This window comes from Marinobacter sp. L-13, from assembly GCF_056857715.1.
Genome location: NZ_JBSXNQ010000038.1, coordinates 63,990 through 77,971 on the forward strand (window position 1 = coordinate 63,990; position 13,982 = coordinate 77,971).

General features: G+C 54.9%; 29 protein-coding genes. All 29 read right to left on the reverse strand.

Annotated features, from left to right (window positions below; translation table 11 throughout):
* Positions 1-11: 11 nt before the first annotated feature.
* Positions 12-410: a 50S ribosomal protein L17 gene (rplQ, locus tag AC13DD_RS03940; protein WP_008174913.1), complete on the reverse strand. Its 399-nt coding sequence runs from the start codon at positions 408-410 to the stop codon at positions 12-14.
* A gap of 33 nt (positions 411-443) precedes the next feature.
* Positions 444-1,448, reverse strand: coding sequence for a DNA-directed RNA polymerase subunit alpha (locus AC13DD_RS03945; protein ID WP_008174911.1), 1,005 nt, complete (start codon positions 1,446-1,448; stop codon positions 444-446).
* Between the two features lie 35 nt (positions 1,449-1,483).
* On the reverse strand, positions 1,484-2,104 hold the full coding sequence (gene rpsD, locus AC13DD_RS03950) for a 30S ribosomal protein S4 (RefSeq protein WP_053114301.1): 621 nt from the start codon (positions 2,102-2,104) through the stop codon (positions 1,484-1,486).
* Positions 2,105-2,122: 18 nt separating this feature from the next.
* Complete coding sequence (rpsK, locus tag AC13DD_RS03955) at positions 2,123-2,512, reverse strand: 30S ribosomal protein S11 (protein WP_007153992.1); 390 nt, start codon at positions 2,510-2,512, stop codon at positions 2,123-2,125.
* Positions 2,513-2,525: 13 nt separating this feature from the next.
* Entirely contained in the window at positions 2,526-2,882 is a 357-nt protein-coding gene (gene rpsM, locus AC13DD_RS03960; protein ID WP_014575963.1) for a 30S ribosomal protein S13, read from the reverse strand.
* Positions 2,883-3,022: 140 nt separating this feature from the next.
* Positions 3,023-3,136: a 50S ribosomal protein L36 gene (rpmJ, locus tag AC13DD_RS03965; RefSeq protein ID WP_008174902.1), complete on the reverse strand. Its 114-nt coding sequence runs from the start codon at positions 3,134-3,136 to the stop codon at positions 3,023-3,025.
* A 30-nt stretch (positions 3,137-3,166) separates the two neighbouring features.
* Positions 3,167-4,489 carry a preprotein translocase subunit SecY gene (gene secY, locus AC13DD_RS03970; protein ID WP_008174899.1) on the reverse strand — a complete coding sequence of 441 codons (1,323 nt, stop codon included), beginning with the start codon at positions 4,487-4,489 and terminating at the stop codon, positions 3,167-3,169.
* Between the two features lie 17 nt (positions 4,490-4,506).
* Positions 4,507-4,941, reverse strand: coding sequence for a 50S ribosomal protein L15 (rplO, locus tag AC13DD_RS03975; protein WP_136630018.1), 435 nt, complete (start codon positions 4,939-4,941; stop codon positions 4,507-4,509).
* Between the two features lies 1 nt (position 4,942).
* On the reverse strand, positions 4,943-5,131 hold the full coding sequence (gene rpmD, locus AC13DD_RS03980; RefSeq protein WP_012139786.1) for a 50S ribosomal protein L30: 189 nt from the start codon (positions 5,129-5,131) through the stop codon (positions 4,943-4,945).
* A 4-nt stretch (positions 5,132-5,135) separates the two neighbouring features.
* Positions 5,136-5,636: a 30S ribosomal protein S5 gene (rpsE, locus tag AC13DD_RS03985; RefSeq protein ID WP_008174892.1), complete on the reverse strand. Its 501-nt coding sequence runs from the start codon at positions 5,634-5,636 to the stop codon at positions 5,136-5,138.
* A 12-nt stretch (positions 5,637-5,648) separates the two neighbouring features.
* Positions 5,649-5,996 (reverse strand): 50S ribosomal protein L18, encoded by a 348-nt coding sequence (gene rplR / locus AC13DD_RS03990; RefSeq protein WP_041644927.1) that lies wholly within the window; start codon positions 5,994-5,996, stop codon positions 5,649-5,651.
* 9 nt (positions 5,997-6,005) lie between these two features.
* Positions 6,006-6,539 carry a 50S ribosomal protein L6 gene (rplF, locus tag AC13DD_RS03995; protein ID WP_008174888.1) on the reverse strand — a complete coding sequence of 178 codons (534 nt, stop codon included), beginning with the start codon at positions 6,537-6,539 and terminating at the stop codon, positions 6,006-6,008.
* Between the two features lie 9 nt (positions 6,540-6,548).
* Positions 6,549-6,941 carry a 30S ribosomal protein S8 gene (gene rpsH, locus AC13DD_RS04000; protein WP_008174886.1) on the reverse strand — a complete coding sequence of 131 codons (393 nt, stop codon included), beginning with the start codon at positions 6,939-6,941 and terminating at the stop codon, positions 6,549-6,551.
* A gap of 88 nt (positions 6,942-7,029) precedes the next feature.
* Complete coding sequence (gene rpsN, locus AC13DD_RS04005) at positions 7,030-7,335, reverse strand: 30S ribosomal protein S14 (RefSeq protein WP_008174884.1); 306 nt, start codon at positions 7,333-7,335, stop codon at positions 7,030-7,032.
* A 12-nt stretch (positions 7,336-7,347) separates the two neighbouring features.
* Positions 7,348-7,887 carry a 50S ribosomal protein L5 gene (gene rplE / locus AC13DD_RS04010; RefSeq protein ID WP_008174883.1) on the reverse strand — a complete coding sequence of 180 codons (540 nt, stop codon included), beginning with the start codon at positions 7,885-7,887 and terminating at the stop codon, positions 7,348-7,350.
* Positions 7,888-7,902: 15 nt separating this feature from the next.
* Positions 7,903-8,223, reverse strand: a complete 321-nt coding sequence (gene rplX / locus AC13DD_RS04015; protein WP_008174881.1) for a 50S ribosomal protein L24 — start codon at positions 8,221-8,223, stop codon at positions 7,903-7,905.
* 17 nt (positions 8,224-8,240) lie between these two features.
* Positions 8,241-8,609: a 50S ribosomal protein L14 gene (gene rplN / locus AC13DD_RS04020; RefSeq protein ID WP_007154005.1), complete on the reverse strand. Its 369-nt coding sequence runs from the start codon at positions 8,607-8,609 to the stop codon at positions 8,241-8,243.
* 18 nt (positions 8,610-8,627) lie between these two features.
* Entirely contained in the window at positions 8,628-8,894 is a 267-nt protein-coding gene (rpsQ, locus tag AC13DD_RS04025) for a 30S ribosomal protein S17 (protein ID WP_008174879.1), read from the reverse strand.
* A gap of 1 nt (position 8,895) precedes the next feature.
* Positions 8,896-9,087: a 50S ribosomal protein L29 gene (rpmC, locus tag AC13DD_RS04030; protein WP_008174877.1), complete on the reverse strand. Its 192-nt coding sequence runs from the start codon at positions 9,085-9,087 to the stop codon at positions 8,896-8,898.
* A complete protein-coding gene (rplP, locus tag AC13DD_RS04035) occupies positions 9,087-9,500 on the reverse strand; it encodes a 50S ribosomal protein L16 (protein ID WP_008174875.1) in 414 nt (137 codons plus the stop codon). Before rplP ends, rpmC begins: the two co-directional genes overlap by 1 nt.
* Positions 9,501-9,512: 12 nt before the next feature.
* The gene (gene rpsC / locus AC13DD_RS04040) at positions 9,513-10,196 is read right to left on the reverse strand and encodes a 30S ribosomal protein S3 (protein ID WP_008174872.1); all 684 of its coding nucleotides are present in this window, start codon (positions 10,194-10,196) and stop codon (positions 9,513-9,515) included.
* A gap of 11 nt (positions 10,197-10,207) precedes the next feature.
* Positions 10,208-10,540, reverse strand: a complete 333-nt coding sequence (gene rplV / locus AC13DD_RS04045) for a 50S ribosomal protein L22 (protein WP_008174870.1) — start codon at positions 10,538-10,540, stop codon at positions 10,208-10,210.
* Between the two features lie 16 nt (positions 10,541-10,556).
* Positions 10,557-10,832 (reverse strand): 30S ribosomal protein S19, encoded by a 276-nt coding sequence (gene rpsS / locus AC13DD_RS04050; RefSeq protein WP_007154011.1) that lies wholly within the window; start codon positions 10,830-10,832, stop codon positions 10,557-10,559.
* Positions 10,833-10,855: 23 nt separating this feature from the next.
* Positions 10,856-11,683: a 50S ribosomal protein L2 gene (gene rplB / locus AC13DD_RS04055; RefSeq protein ID WP_008174864.1), complete on the reverse strand. Its 828-nt coding sequence runs from the start codon at positions 11,681-11,683 to the stop codon at positions 10,856-10,858.
* 17 nt (positions 11,684-11,700) lie between these two features.
* Positions 11,701-11,994 carry a 50S ribosomal protein L23 gene (rplW, locus tag AC13DD_RS04060; protein ID WP_008174862.1) on the reverse strand — a complete coding sequence of 98 codons (294 nt, stop codon included), beginning with the start codon at positions 11,992-11,994 and terminating at the stop codon, positions 11,701-11,703.
* Complete coding sequence (rplD, locus tag AC13DD_RS04065) at positions 11,991-12,596, reverse strand: 50S ribosomal protein L4 (RefSeq protein ID WP_008174860.1); 606 nt, start codon at positions 12,594-12,596, stop codon at positions 11,991-11,993. The genes rplW and rplD overlap by 4 nt, the downstream gene beginning before the upstream one ends.
* Positions 12,597-12,607: 11 nt before the next feature.
* Positions 12,608-13,246 carry a 50S ribosomal protein L3 gene (rplC, locus tag AC13DD_RS04070; RefSeq protein ID WP_008174858.1) on the reverse strand — a complete coding sequence of 213 codons (639 nt, stop codon included), beginning with the start codon at positions 13,244-13,246 and terminating at the stop codon, positions 12,608-12,610.
* A gap of 76 nt (positions 13,247-13,322) precedes the next feature.
* Entirely contained in the window at positions 13,323-13,634 is a 312-nt protein-coding gene (rpsJ, locus tag AC13DD_RS04075) for a 30S ribosomal protein S10 (protein WP_004580743.1), read from the reverse strand.
* A gap of 185 nt (positions 13,635-13,819) precedes the next feature.
* On the reverse strand, positions 13,820-13,982 hold a 163-nt coding region (locus AC13DD_RS04080), incomplete at its 5' end, for an EF-Tu C-terminal domain-related protein (RefSeq protein ID WP_482901594.1).

A 13,982-nucleotide genomic window follows, 5' to 3' on the forward strand; every position in this document is an offset into this window, starting at 1 on the left:
AGCCGAAGAAATTAATCCTCGTCTTCGTCCACCTCTTCCGCTTCGATATCCAGCGGACGACCGACCAGCTCAACGAATGCCATAGGGGCATTGTCGCCAGCACGGAAGCCGCACTTCAGGATACGAAGGTATCCACCCGGACGCTCGTTGTAGCGAGGACCAAGCTCGTCAAACAGCTTGGCAACCGCTGCATCGTCACGCAGGCGTGAGAACGCCAGACGACGATTCGCGACCGAATCATTCTTGGAAAGCGTGATCAAAGGCTCAGCTACCCGACGAAGCTCTTTGGCTTTCGGCAGCGTTGTTTTGATCAGCTCGTGTTCAACCAGTGACGCAGTCATGTTACGGAACATGGCCTTGCGATGCGCACTGGTCCTGCTGAACTTACGACCACTCTTACGATGACGCATTGCTCTGATTCCTTACCTTAAACTAATCGGCGATTAACCGCCCAGAACCCGGTCGTCGCCACGAAGGCTAGCCGGCGGCCAGTTATCAAGACGCATGCCCAGTGACAGACCACGGGACGCCAGAACGTCCTTGATCTCGGTCAGCGACTTTTTACCAAGGTTAGGCGTCTTCAACAGCTCAACTTCTGTACGCTGGATAAGATCGCCGATGTAGTAAATGTTCTCAGCCTTCAAGCAGTTAGCTGAACGCACTGTCAATTCCAGATCATCAACCGGACGCAGCAGGATAGGATCAATTTCTTCCTCTTCCTCAACGCGCTCGGGCTCTTTCTCATGATCGAAATCGACAAACACCGCCAGTTGCTGCTGGAGGATGGTGGCCGCCCGGCGAATTGCTTCTTCCGGGTCGATGGTGCCATTGGTCTCCAGGTCGATAACCAGCTTGTCCAGATCGGTCCGCTGCTCTACCCGCGCACTTTCCACGGCGTAAGCCACACGACGAACCGGGCTGAATGTTGCATCCAGCTGCAGGCGTCCGATGGCGCGAGTTTCGTCCTCGTCAAGACCGCGCTGGTCCGCCGGCTCATAGCCGCGACCGCGTGCAACACGGAGACGCATGTTCACTTCACCATTCTCGCTAAGGTGACAGATCACGTGCTCCGGGTTGGCAATCTCGACGTCATGATCCAGCTTGATATCACCGGCTGTCACAACGCCCGGGCCTTTCTTGCTGAGCGTGAGCTCGGCATCGTCCCGACCGTTCATTTTTACGGCAACGCCTTTGAGATTCAGAAGAATCTCAATGACGTCTTCCTGGACACCCTCAATGGCGCTGTACTCGTGCAGGACACCGTCAATCTGCGCTTCAGTCACGGCGCAGCCCGGCATCGAAGACAAGAGAATCCGGCGCAGTGCACTGCCCAGAGTATGGCCAAAGCCCCTTTCCAGAGGCTCAAGCGTAACCTTGGCACGTGTGGCGCTTGATTCCTTCACGTCAATGGTACGAGGTGTCAATAACTCATGTACTGAACGCTGCATAGACGCCCCTATCTGCTATCGTTGCTAACTGGGCTTTACTTGGAGTAAAGCTCGACGATGAGGTTCTCGTTGATGTCGGCCGGCAGTTCAGTACGCTCGGGTACTGACTTGTAAACGCCGGACATCTTGTTGGCGTCGACCTCTACCCAGCTCACCGGTGCACGGCTTGCAGACAGATCCAGTGCGCCTTTCACACGCAGCTGGTTCTTCGCCTTTTCACGCACGCTCACAACATCACCCGGCCGGACCTGGTAGGACGGAATATTAACCGTCTTGTCGTTGACCAGGATCGCCTTGTGAGAGACGAGCTGACGGGCTTCTGCACGGGTAGAACCAAAGCCCATGCGGTATACAACGTTATCGAGACGACCTTCCAGCAGTTGCAGCAGGTTTTCACCAGTTGCACCTTTGCCTCGGGCGGCCTCTTTGTAATAGTTGCGGAACTGCTTCTCGAGAACGCCGTAGATACGACGAACTTTCTGTTTCTCACGAAGCTGTACGCCGTACTCGGACAGACGACCGCGACGCGCGCCGTGCATACCCGGCGGAGTCTCGATGTTGCACTTGGAATCGAGCGCGCGAACACCGCTCTTCAGAAAAAGATCTGTCCCTTCACGACGAGACAGCTTGCACTTCGGGCCTATATAACGAGCCATAATTCACTGTCTCCTGTGTTAGACGCGGCGCTTCTTGGGCGGACGACAGCCGTTGTGGGGAATCGGCGTCACATCTGTGATGTTGGTGATCTTGTAGCCACACGCATTCAGCGCGCGAACTGCAGATTCACGTCCGGGCCCAGGACCCTTAACCTCTACGTCCAGGTTTTTAAGGCCGTATTCAGCAGCCGCATTACCGGCTCTTTCAGCTGCTACCTGCGCAGCAAAAGGTGTACTCTTGCGTGACCCACGGAAACCGGAACCACCAGAAGTGGCCCAGGACAGGACGTTGCCCTGCCGGTCAGAAATGGTCACGATAGTGTTGTTGAAGGACGCGTGAATGTGCGCGACGCCATCAACAACCGTCTTTTTCACCTTTTTACGGGTACGTGTACCTGGCTTTGCCATGTTTGCCTACCTGTTACTTACGAATAGGTTTGCGTGGACCTTTACGGGTGCGTGCGTTGGTCTTGGTGCGCTGGCCACGGACCGGAAGGCCATGACGATGACGCAGACCACGGTGGCATCCGAGATCCTTCAAACGCTTGATGTTCATCTGTACTTCACGACGCAGATCGCCTTCGACAGACACCTTGCCCACTTCAGTACGAAGTGCTTCAAGCTGCTCGTCGCTAAGGTCTTTGACCTTGACGTCCGGCTTGACGCCGGTTGCATCGCAAAGCTTCTGGGCTGTGGTCTTGCCAACACCAAAGATGTAGGTCAGCGAGACAACAGCATGTTTGTGATCGGGTATATTGACACCGGCTATACGTGCCATCCAAATTACTCCGCGTTCAAAGCTTTGCTGTGTGAATTTTCCGCCACAAAAAGGGCGCGAAATAATAGCGCCTGACCCCGCATGGAGTCAAGCGCCATCATTCCGAAACCCTACAATGTCAGGAACGATTCCTCTCGGAATCAACCCTGGCGTTGCTTGTGACGAGGCTCCGAGCAAATGACTCGTACCGAGCCATTGCGACGAATTACTTTGCAGTTACGGCAAATTTTCTTTACCGAAGCGCGTACTTTCATTGTCGACTCCAGTTTTCAAGGGGAACGGGATTAACCGTTCCGACCATAGCCCTTGAGATTGGACTTCTTCATCAGCGATTCATACTGATGGGACATCAGGTGCGACTGAACCTGCGCCATGAAATCCATCACCACGACTACAACAATCAGCAGAGAGGTACCACCCAGATAGAACGGTACATTCCCCGCCACCATCAGGAACTGAGGGAACAGGGAAACTGCTGCAATGTACATTGCACCGAACAGCGTCAGACGGGTCAGAACACCATCGATATACTTGGCAGTCTGATCACCAGGACGAATGCCCGGAATAAACGCTCCAGAGCGCTTGAGGTTATCCGCAACTTCCTTCGGGTTGTACATCAGGGCTGTATAGAAGAAGCAGAAGAAAACCACTGCTGCTGCAAACAGGATAATGTACAACGGCTGGCTCGGCGCCAGAGCCTGGGATACATCGCTCAGCCATTCCATACCCTCACCCTGACCAAACCACTGCCCCAGCGATGCCGGGAAGAGCAGAATGGAAGACGCAAAGATGGGCGGAATAACACCGGCCATATTTACCTTCAGGGGAAGGTGACTGGACTGCTGGGCGAACACCCGGCGACCCTGTTGCCGCTTGGCGTAATTGATTGTCAGCCTGCGCTGCCCGCGCTCCATGAAGACCACGAAGCCGATAACAGCAACCGCAAGAACACCAATACCGAGAACGACCAGCAGGCTCATCTCACCATTTCGGGCCTGCTCGAGCGTCTGACCGATCGCACCGGGAAGCCCGGCGACGATACCGGCGAAGATCAGCAGGGAGATGCCGTTACCAACACCCCGCTCGGTGATCTGCTCGCCAAGCCACATCATGAACACAGCACCACTCACAAATGACACAACCGCCACAAAGTGGAAGCTGAAGCTGTCATTGAAAGTGACACCCTGAGATGCCAGACCGACAGAAATACCAAAACCCTGAACCAGGGCCAGGATAACCGTACCATACCGTGTGTACTGGCTGATCTTTCGACGGCCAGCCTCACCTTCTTTCTTCAGCTGCTCAAGCTGCGGACTAACCGCAGTCATGAGCTGCATGATGATAGAGGCCGAAATGTACGGCATGATACCGAGAGCGAAGATACTCATGCGCTCAAGCGCACCACCGGAAAACATGTTGAACATGCTCAGGATTGTGCCCTGGTTCTGTTCAAACAGTGCCGCCAGACGGTCGGGGTTGATACCCGGCACCGGAATGTGGGCACCAATCCGGTACACCAGCAATGCCAGGAAGACAAACCAGAGCCGCGATCGCAGCTCTGCCAGTCCTTTACCCGCGCCCGCAGGCAATGATGCGTTCTTGGCCATTTAGTCCTCGACTCGCCTTAGTCTTCGACTTTACCACCCGCGGCAGAAATTGCCTCGCGCGCGCCTTTGGTTACCCGAAGTCCCTTCACAGTTACCGCGCGGCTCAGTTCGCCGGACATGATAACCTTGGCTTCGCGAATCTCTCCGCGAATAATGTCTGCCTTTTTCAGGGCTTCCAGATCCACCACATCGCCTTCAACCTTCGCCAACTCGTTCAGGCGAATTTCAGCAACGTAGCGCTGCTGACGGGAGGTGAAGCCAAACTTCGGCAGACGACGGGCCAACGGCTGCTGACCGCCCTCGAAACCGGGCGCTACACTGCCGCCGGAGCGGGCTTTCAGACCCTTGTGACCACGACCGCCGGTTTTACCGAGACCGCTACCGATACCACGACCGACCCGCTTGGGGACCTGGCGTGAACCGGGTTCCGGACTAAGTTCGTTCAGACGCATCTTAGTTCTCCTCAACCCGAACCAGGTAATCAACCCGGTTGATCATGCCGCGGATGGAAGGGGTATCTTCCACTTCCACGGTGTGACCGATTTTACGAAGACCCAGGCCCTTCACACACAACTTGTGCTTGGGCTGGCAGCCGATGGGGCTGCGGGTCAGAGTTACTTTGATCGTTTTTGCGTTCGCCATGACTTCAACCCAGAATCTCTTCCACGGTCTTACCGCGCTTGGCTGCAATATCTTCAGGCGCTTGAGTTGCCTGGAGACCCTTGATGGTGGAACGTACCACGTTCACCGGGTTGGTAGACCCGTAACACTTGGACAGTACGTTCTGAACACCCGCCACTTCCAGTACTGCGCGCATCGCACCGCCGGCGATGATACCAGTACCTTCGGACGCAGGCTGCATGTAGACCTTGGAGCCGCCATGCTGAGCCTTGACCGGGTATTGCAGGGTAGTACCGTCAAGCGGAACTTCTACCATGTTCTTGCGTGCAGCTTCCATGGCCTTCTGGATGGCAACCGGCACTTCACGCGCCTTGCCACGACCGAAACCAACGCGACCTTTACCATCACCCACTACAGTCAGTGCGGTGAAGGCGAAAATACGGCCACCTTTAACAACCTTGGCGACACGATTGACCTGAACCAGCTTTTCCTGGAGCTCAGGCGCCTTCTGTTCGTTAACGCTCATCTTCTCCACCTCTTAGAATTGCAAGCCAGCTTCACGGGCTGCGTCGGCCAGAGCCTGAATACGGCCGTGATAACGGTAACCGGAGCGGTCAAAAGCAACCTGCTCTACACCTGCTGCCTTGGCACGCTCAGCGATCAGCTGACCGACCTTTTTGGCAGCGTCCACGTTACCGGTTGCACCCTGGCGCAGTTCCTTATCCAACGTGGAGGCAGAAGCCAGCACCTTGCTGCCGTCTGCAGTTGTGACCTGGGCGTACATGTGACGCGGTGTGCGGTGAACGCACAGACGATTGGTACCCAGTTCACGGATCTTCATGCGCACTTTGCGTGCGCGACGCAATCTTTCAGTATTCGCGCTCATAGTCCCGCCTTATTTCTTCTTGGCTTCTTTGCGTCTGACCTGCTCATCCGCATAACGAACACCCTTGCCCTTATAAGGCTCGGGCGGACGGAACGCGCGGACTTCCGCAGCGACCTGGCCAACCTGTTGCTTGTCGATACCGCGAATCACAACTTCCGTATTGGACGGAGTTTCTGCGGTAATCCCCTCGGGCAGCTCATACTCGACCGGGTGTGAGAAACCCAGAGTCAGATTGAGCTTCTTACCTTGCGCCTGGGCACGGTAACCTACGCCCGTCAGCTGGAGTTTACGTTCCCAGCCTGTGGAAACACCGGTCACCATGTTGTTGACCAGTGCACGAGTAGTACCAGCAAGAGCGCGGGACTTTGTAGCACCATCGCGGGCCGCAAAGCGCAGAACGTTCTCTTCCTGCTTTACTTCAACCGCTTGGTGAATGGTGATTTGAAGCGCTCCCTTGGAACCCTTCACACTAATTTCCTGTCCGTTCAGCTTAACCTCAACACCGGAAGGCAGCACGACAGGATTATTGGCAACCCTGGACATGTGTATCTCCTAGAATACGGTGCAGATGACTTCGCCACCCACGCCAGCAGCTCGTGCGGCGCGGTCTGTCATAACGCCCTTGGACGTTGAGACAATCGCGACTCCCAGACCACCGGATACTTTCGGCAGTTCCCCAGCGCCGTTGTACTGGCGCAGACTCGGACGGCTGACCCGCTTGATCTCCTCAATAACCGGCTTGCCACCGAAATATTTCAGAGTAATCGTCAGCTCGGGCTTCGCGTCGGCTGAAACGGAGAAATCGTCGACGTAGCCTTCGTCCTTCAGGACCTGGGCTACGGAGATCTTCATCTTTGAAGACGGCATCGTAACGTCTGCTTTTGATGCCATCTGTGCATTACGGATACGGGTAAACATATCCGCAAGCGTGTCTTGCATACTCATTGGTATGAGGCTCCTGATCTTTTTAGTTGTGCAGCGGCTTGCCGCACCGCTTACCAACAGGCACCTGACCGAAGCCAGGGTACCTATCTTACCAGCTTGCCTTGGTCAGGCCCGGAACGTCACCGCGCATGCCGTATTCACGGAGTTTGATCCGTGACAGCTCAAACTTGCGCAGAACGCCGTGGGGACGACCAGTCACCTGGCAACGATTACGAAGACGCGAAGGAGAAGCATCGCGAGGAAGCTGCTGAAGCTTCATCTGTGCGTCCCAACGGTCATCATCGCTGGTATTCGGGTTCTTGATAATCGCCTTGAGCTCGGCACGCTTCGCTGCAAACTTCGCAACGGTCTTTTCGCGCTTGAGCTCACGGTTTTTCATGGAAACCTTAGCCATTACACTCGTTCCTTATTTCTTGAACGGAAAGCCAAAGGCTTTCAACAGTTCGCGACCTTCATCGTCGGTACCGGCAGTGGTGGTAATGGTGATATCCAGACCACGGATCTTGTCGACTTTGTCGTACTCGATCTCGGGGAAAATGATCTGCTCACGCACACCCATGCTGTAGTTACCGCGACCGTCGAACGACTTGGGATTCAGACCGCGGAAGTCACGAATGCGGGGAACCGCAATGTGAACCAGACGATCAAAGAAGTCCCACATACGCTCGCCGCGCAGGGTAACCTTACAACCGATAGGCCAACCTTCACGGATTTTGAAACCCGCGACGGATTTACGAGCCTTGGTAACAACCGCTTTCTGACCTGCCAGGCGCTCGAGATCCGCCACAGCATTCTCAATCAGCTTCTTGTCACCAACCGCTTCGCCGACACCCATGTTAAGGGTGATCTTTTCGATACGCGGCACCTGCATGATGTTCTTGTAGCTGAACTCTTTCTGCAGGGCGGGTACCACTTCCTTACTGTACTGCTCTTTCATGTTAAGCATCGTAACCACCACCGCTTACTGGTTATCGACAGCTTCATTCGTGGACTTGAAGATCCGCACTTTCGCGCCGTCTTCCTTGATCTGGAAGCCTACACGATCGGCTTTGCCGGTCTGCGGATTAAAAATAGCCACGTTGGAAGCCTGGATAGGTGCTTCTTTTTCGACGATGCCACCTGGGGAGCCCAGCATCGGGTTCGGCTTGGTGTGCTTCTTGATCATATTGATCCCAGAAACCACCATGCGGCCATCGTCCTGAACCTTCAGGACTTTACCACGTTTGCCTTTATCTTTCCCCGTGGTGACGATTACTTCGTCATCTCGTTTGATCTTTTTCATAACCGGCCTCTGGTCCTTTAAAGTACTTCGGGTGCCAGTGAGATAATCTTCATGAACTTTTCATTACGCAGTTCACGGGTAACCGGTCCGAAGATACGGGTACCAATCGGTGCGTCCTGATTGTTCAGAAGTACCGCCGCGTTTCCGTCGAAACGGATCAGCGAACCGTCGGGACGGCGAACACCCTTGCGGGTGCGTACCACGACAGCTTTCAGGACCTGGCCTTTCTTCACTTTACCGCGGGGGATGGCTTCCTTGACGGTCACCTTGATGATATCCCCTACGCTGGCATAACGCCGATGTGAACCGCCCAGGACCTTGATGCACATCACCTGACGCGCACCGCTGTTATCCGCGACTTCAAGCATTGTTTGAGTCTGAATCATGGTTGTTCTCCGGGCGAATTACACCTTGGATGCACGTTCAGTGACTTCCACCAGGGCCCAGCTCTTGGTCTTGGAGACCGGACGGGTTTCCTGAATGGTCACAGTGTCACCGATGTTGCACTGATTGCTCTCATCGTGAGCGTGGATCTTGGTTGAACGCTTCATGTACTTACCGTACAGCGGGTGTTTCACCTGACGCTCGACCAGCACCACGATGGACTTCTCCATCTTGTTGCTCACGACCTTGCCGCTCAGAGTTCTGGCAGTTTGGGTAGCTTCGGTCATGTCACTGTCCTGCCTTTTCGTTCAATACTGTTTTCACGCGAGCGATGTCGCGCTTCACCTTGCCGAGAAGGTGAGACTGATTCAGCTGACCTGTCGCCTTACGCATGCGCAGGTTGAACTGCTCCTTCAGGAGGTCGATCAGCTCTTTGTTCAGCTCCTCGACTGACTTTTCACGCAGCTCTGTTGCTTTCATCACATCACCGTCCTCGTTACAAAGGTGGTCTGTACCGGCAGTTTGGCCGCCGCGAGAGTGAATGCGTCACGAGCGATTTCCTCGGAAACACCTTCCATCTCGTAGAGCATACGGCCAGGCTGGATTTCAGCCACCCAATACTCGACAGAACCCTTACCTTTACCCATTCGAACTTCAAGCGGCTTACCGGTGATCGGCTTGTCCGGGAATACCCGGATCCAGATCTTACCGCCCCGCTTGATGCGACGAGTCATGGTACGACGCGCTGCCTCAATCTGGCGCGCAGTTATACGCCCACGGCTCGTAGCCTTCAATCCGTATTCACCGAAGCTCACCTTGTTGGCGCGGTGAGCAAGACCGGTGTTACGGCCTTTCATTACCTTGCGGAATTTGGTGCGTTTTGGTTGCAGCATAAGAGTGCCCCTTTACTTAGAACCTTTCTTCCCAGAGGCTTTCTTGTCAGCACGGACCTGCTCCATACCACCAAGAATCTCACCTTTGAAGATCCATACCTTGACGCCGATTACGCCGTAAGTGGTATGCGCTTCGTAGGTTGCGTAATCAATATCTGCACGCAGTGTGTGCAGCGGAACACGACCTTCGCGATACCACTCGGAACGCGCGATTTCAGCACCCCCGAGACGACCGCCAACCTGGATCTTGATACCCTTGGCACCCTGGCGCATGGCGTTCTGGACCGCACGCTTCATAGCGCGACGGAACATCACACGACGCTCCAGCTGGCCGGCAACGTTTTGCGCTACCAGGCGGGCATCGAGGTCCGGCTTGCGGACTTCTTCGATGTTGATGTGCACAGGCACACCCATCATGTCGCTGACTTCGCGACGCAGACGATCAACATCTTCACCCTTCTTACCGATAACAATACCGGGACGGGCAGTATGGATCGTGATACGGGCGTTCTGAGCAGGGCGCTCGATCACAATCTTGCTGACAGACGCCTTAACCAGACGCTTGTCGAGGAACTCGCGAACCTGAATATCATTCAGCAGGTTCTTGGAGTATTCCTTTTTGTCGGCATACCAGACTGAGTTGTGCTCTTTGATCACACCCAGGCGAATGCCGGTTGGATTTACTTTATGACCCATCTGAGCATCTCCTACTTGTCGGCGACCTTGACGGTGATATGGCAGGTGCGCTTGAAAATACGGTCAGCGCGCCCCTTGGCTCGAGCTTTGATTCGCTTGAGCGTCGGACCCTCATCCACCATCACGGTGGAAACCCGCAGTTCGTCAACGTCCAGACCTTCGTTATGCTCAGCGTTGGCGATGGCGGACTCAAGAGCTTTCTTGATCACGACCGCCGCCTTCTTCGGGCTGAAAGTCAGAATGTTCAGGGCATCCTCAACAGCCTTGCCACGTACTTGGTCAGCGACAAGACGTGCTTTCTGAGCTGAGAGGTTAGCGCCCTTATACTTGGCTGCTACTTCCATTTTGATTACCTCAGAATCAGCGTTTAGCTTTCTTGTCGGCCGCATGACCACGATAAGTACGCGTTGCCGCGAACTCACCCAGCTTATGTCCAACCATATCTTCGGTGACATAAACCGGCACGTGCTGCTTGCCGTTGTGGACTGCAATGGTCAGGCCTACCATCTCCGGAAAGACTGTCGACCGGCGGGACCAGGTTTTGATCGGCCGCTTGTCGTTAGCTTCCAGAGCTGCCTCGACCTTCTTCAACAGATGCAGGTCTATAAAAGGACCTTTCTTCAAAGAACGTGGCACAGCAATTACCTCTATGTAGTCGTTTACTTGGCCGAACGACGACGTACTATCATTTTGTCAGTACGCTTGTTCTTACGAGTCTTATGCCCTTTGGTCGGAACACCCCACGGAGTAACCGGGTGACGCCCGCCAGAGGTACGCCCTTCACCACCACCATGTGGGTGGTCAACTGGGTTCATAGCAACACCACGTACTGTTGGCCGTTTGCCGCGCCAACGTGATGCACCCGCTTTACCAAGCTGCTTGAGGCTGTGTTCGCTGTTGGACACTTCACCCAACGTTGCGCGACAGTCAACAAGCACCTTACGCATTTCACCTGAGCGCAGGCGGATGGTGGCATAAGCACCTTCCCGGGCAACCAGCTGTACGGATGCGCCCGCAGAGCGAGCCAGCTGTGCACCTTTGCCAGGCTTGAGTTCGACGCAGTGGATCACAGAACCGACCGGGATATTCCGGAGCGGCAGCGTGCTACCCACCTTGATTGGCGCGTCGATACCGGAGCGCACAGGATCACCGATCTGCATACCCTTGGGAGCGATGATGTAACGACGCTCGCCATCGGCATACTTCAACAGTGCAATGTGCGCAGAGCGGTTCGGATCGTATTCCAGGCGCTCAATAGTCGCCGGGATACCATCTTTGGTCCGCTTGAAATCGATGACACGGTAGTGCTTCTTGTGGCCACCACCCGTGTGACGGGTTGTGATGCGGCCTACATTGTTACGACCACCCGTCTTGTTCTTTCTTTCTACCAACGGCTCGTAGGGGCGCCCAGTGTGCAGATCCGGGTTGTAAAGCTTTACAACGTGACGGCGTCCGGCAGATGTTGGTTTGGTTTTGACGATCGGCATATTACGACCCCTTTACCTTATTCCACATCCAGAAAATCGATGTCCTGACCTTCTGCCAGCTTTACGTAAGCCTTACGAATGTCATTACGCTTGCCGAACCCGCGGATAGTGCGCTTGAGCTTACCCTTACGGTTCAGAACCTGAACACCTTCTACGGTGACGTTGAACAGCTGCTCAACGGCTTTCTTGATCTCGGGCTTGGTGGCATCAGGTGCTACACGAAACACCACCTGGCCACGCTCTGCTGCCAGAGACGCTTTTTCCGATACGTGCGGCCCAAGCAGGACCTTGTAAATACGTTCCTGATTCATCCCAGCATCTCCTCGATCTTCTTCAGAGCGGGAACGGTCACAACGACCTTCTCGAAGGCAACCAGGCTAACCGGATCCAGACCAGCAATATCACGCACGTCAACGTGCGGAATGTTGCGTGAGGCCAGATGCAGGTTCTGTTCGACGTTGTCGGACAGAATCAGCGCATTGGTCACACCGATATCCTTCAGCTTGGCGTTGAATGCCTTGGTCTTCGGGCTGTCAACGTTCATGTCGTCAACAACAACCAGACGCTCTTGGCGAACCAGCTCGGAAAAAATGGAGCGCATCGCTGCGCGGTACATTTTGCGGTTTACCTTCTGCTCAAAGCCGCGAGGCTTGGCTGCAAAGGTAACGCCACCGGAGCGCCAGATCGGACTACGGATAGTACCGGCACGGGCACGACCGGTGCCCTTCTGACGCCATGGCTTCTTACCGCCACCGCTTACTTCGGAACGCGTTTTCTGAGCCTTGGTACCCTGGCGGGCGCCTGCCATGTAGGCAGTCACTACCTGGTGAACCAGCGACTCGTTAAAATCTTTGGCGAATGCAGCGTCGGAAACAGAAATTCCCTTGCCGCTACCTGTAATAGTCAATTCCATCGCACCGCTCCTCAGGCTTTAACTGCAGGCTTGATGACAACATCGCCGCCAGTTGCGCCGGGAACGGCACCACTTACCAGCAGCAGGTTGCGCTCGGCGTCGACACGGACAATTTTCAGGTTCTGCACAGTTACCTGAGCATTACCCATCTGGCCCGCCATCTTTTTGCCCTTGAATACCTTGCCCGGAGTCTGGTTCTGACCAATGGAACCCGGAGCACGGTGAGACAGAGAGTTACCGTGAGTGGCATCCTGCATGGAGAAGTTCCAGCGCTTAACACCGCCCTGGAAGCCCTTACCCTTGGACTGGCCGATGGCATCTACCACCTGACCGTCTTCGAATACAGAAGCCGTAATCTCGCCACCGGCGGCCAGATCCTCACCTTCGCCATCGGCAAGACGGAATTCCCACATACCACGACCGGCTTCAACACCCGCCTTGGCAAAGTGGCCCGCTTCGCTCTTGGTAACACGAGAGGAACGACGAGTACCAACAGTCACCTGAACGGCGCGGTAGCCATCGCTTTCAAGAGTTTTCAGTTGGGTAATGCGGTTGGGCTCAACCTCAATTACCGTTACGGGCAGCGCCTGCCCATCTTCCGTAAAAATACGGGTCATACCGGCCTTACGACCGACAACACCAATTGCCATGTTTCACCTCTTAAGTGTACGGGGCTCTCACCCTCTATGGCCTTATGACAGTTACACAGACTAATACCGGGCGGTATTAGCCGAGGCTGATCTGAACGTCTACACCTGCTGCCAGGTCCAGTTTCATCAGAGCATCTACTGTCTTTTCCGTCGGCTCAACGATGTCGAGCAAACGCTTATGCGTACGAATTTCATACTGATCGCGCGCGTCCTTGTTGACGTGCGGAGAGATCAATACGGTGTACTTTTCCTTCCGCGTCGGCAGAGGGATAGGGCCACGCACCTGAGCGCCGGTCCGCTTGGCGGTATCGACGATCTCCTGCGTGGACTGGTCGATCAGGCGATAATCAAACGCCTTCAACCGGATTCGAATTTTTTGGCTTTGCATGATGCACCAAACTCCACTCGTAGCAGCTACTAGTTAGCCGACCTTCAAAAAAAGGAGCCGCATTGTATGCATAATACCCAACCCTGTCAACAGCAATACTGGTTGACCGGGTCAGGCTGGCTTTGCGGCTGAAACAGAAAAAGGGGCTGAAGAATCAGCCCCTTTTTCCTGATCAAACGAGAAGATTACTCGATGATCTTGGAGACCACGCCGGCACCAACGGTACGGCCGCCTTCACGAATCGCGAAGCGCAGGCCATCTTCCATGGCGATCGGAGCAATCAGGGTAACACTCATCTTGACGTTGTCACCCGGCATAACCATTTCCACACCTTCCGGCAGTTCGCAA

Bases quoted from the DNA above. Each gene is read 5' to 3' on its own strand.
- rplQ (WP_008174913.1), bottom strand. From the start codon at position 410: ATGCGTCATCGTAAGAGTGGTCGTAAGTTCAGCAGGACCAGTGCGCAT.
- rplO (WP_136630018.1), bottom strand. From the start codon at position 4,941: ATGCGTCTGAACGAACTTAGTCCGGAACCCGGTTCACGCCAGGTCCCC.
- rplV (WP_008174870.1), bottom strand. From the start codon at position 10,540: ATGGAAGTAGCAGCCAAGTATAAGGGCGCTAACCTCTCAGCTCAGAAA.
- rpmD (WP_012139786.1), bottom strand. From the start codon at position 5,131: ATGGCGAACGCAAAAACGATCAAAGTAACTCTGACCCGCAGCCCCATC.
- rpsD (WP_053114301.1), bottom strand. From the start codon at position 2,104: ATGGCTCGTTATATAGGCCCGAAGTGCAAGCTGTCTCGTCGTGAAGGG.
- rplE (WP_008174883.1), bottom strand. From the start codon at position 7,887: ATGCTTAACATGAAAGAGCAGTACAGTAAGGAAGTGGTACCCGCCCTG.
- rpsJ (WP_004580743.1), bottom strand. From the start codon at position 13,634: ATGCAAAGCCAAAAAATTCGAATCCGGTTGAAGGCGTTTGATTATCGC.
- rplR (WP_041644927.1), bottom strand. From the start codon at position 5,996: ATGAGCGCGAATACTGAAAGATTGCGTCGCGCACGCAAAGTGCGCATG.
- rpsH (WP_008174886.1), bottom strand. From the start codon at position 6,941: ATGAGTATGCAAGACACGCTTGCGGATATGTTTACCCGTATCCGTAAT.
- rpmJ (WP_008174902.1), bottom strand. From the start codon at position 3,136: ATGAAAGTACGCGCTTCGGTAAAGAAAATTTGCCGTAACTGCAAAGTA.
- rpsE (WP_008174892.1), bottom strand. From the start codon at position 5,636: ATGAGCGTTAACGAACAGAAGGCGCCTGAGCTCCAGGAAAAGCTGGTT.
- AC13DD_RS03945 (WP_008174911.1), bottom strand. From the start codon at position 1,448: ATGCAGCGTTCAGTACATGAGTTATTGACACCTCGTACCATTGACGTG.
- rpsN (WP_008174884.1), bottom strand. From the start codon at position 7,335: ATGGCTAAGGTTTCCATGAAAAACCGTGAGCTCAAGCGCGAAAAGACC.
- rpsQ (WP_008174879.1), bottom strand. From the start codon at position 8,894: ATGACCGAAGCTACCCAAACTGCCAGAACTCTGAGCGGCAAGGTCGTG.
- rplP (WP_008174875.1), bottom strand. From the start codon at position 9,500: ATGCTGCAACCAAAACGCACCAAATTCCGCAAGGTAATGAAAGGCCGT.
- rpsC (WP_008174872.1), bottom strand. From the start codon at position 10,196: ATGGGTCATAAAGTAAATCCAACCGGCATTCGCCTGGGTGTGATCAAA.
- rplW (WP_008174862.1), bottom strand. From the start codon at position 11,994: ATGAATCAGGAACGTATTTACAAGGTCCTGCTTGGGCCGCACGTATCG.
- secY (WP_008174899.1), bottom strand. From the start codon at position 4,489: ATGGCCAAGAACGCATCATTGCCTGCGGGCGCGGGTAAAGGACTGGCA.
- rplF (WP_008174888.1), bottom strand. From the start codon at position 6,539: ATGTCCAGGGTTGCCAATAATCCTGTCGTGCTGCCTTCCGGTGTTGAG.
- rplB (WP_008174864.1), bottom strand. From the start codon at position 11,683: ATGCCGATCGTCAAAACCAAACCAACATCTGCCGGACGCCGTCACGTT.
- rplN (WP_007154005.1), bottom strand. From the start codon at position 8,609: ATGATTCAGACTCAAACAATGCTTGAAGTCGCGGATAACAGCGGTGCG.
- rplC (WP_008174858.1), bottom strand. From the start codon at position 13,246: ATGGCAATTGGTGTTGTCGGTCGTAAGGCCGGTATGACCCGTATTTTT.
- rpmC (WP_008174877.1), bottom strand. From the start codon at position 9,087: ATGAAAGCAACAGAGCTGCGTGAAAAGTCAGTCGAGGAGCTGAACAAA.
- rplD (WP_008174860.1), bottom strand. From the start codon at position 12,596: ATGGAATTGACTATTACAGGTAGCGGCAAGGGAATTTCTGTTTCCGAC.
- rpsK (WP_007153992.1), bottom strand. From the start codon at position 2,512: ATGGCAAAGCCAGGTACACGTACCCGTAAAAAGGTGAAAAAGACGGTT.
- rplX (WP_008174881.1), bottom strand. From the start codon at position 8,223: ATGAAAAAGATCAAACGAGATGACGAAGTAATCGTCACCACGGGGAAA.
- rpsM (WP_014575963.1), bottom strand. From the start codon at position 2,882: ATGGCACGTATAGCCGGTGTCAATATACCCGATCACAAACATGCTGTT.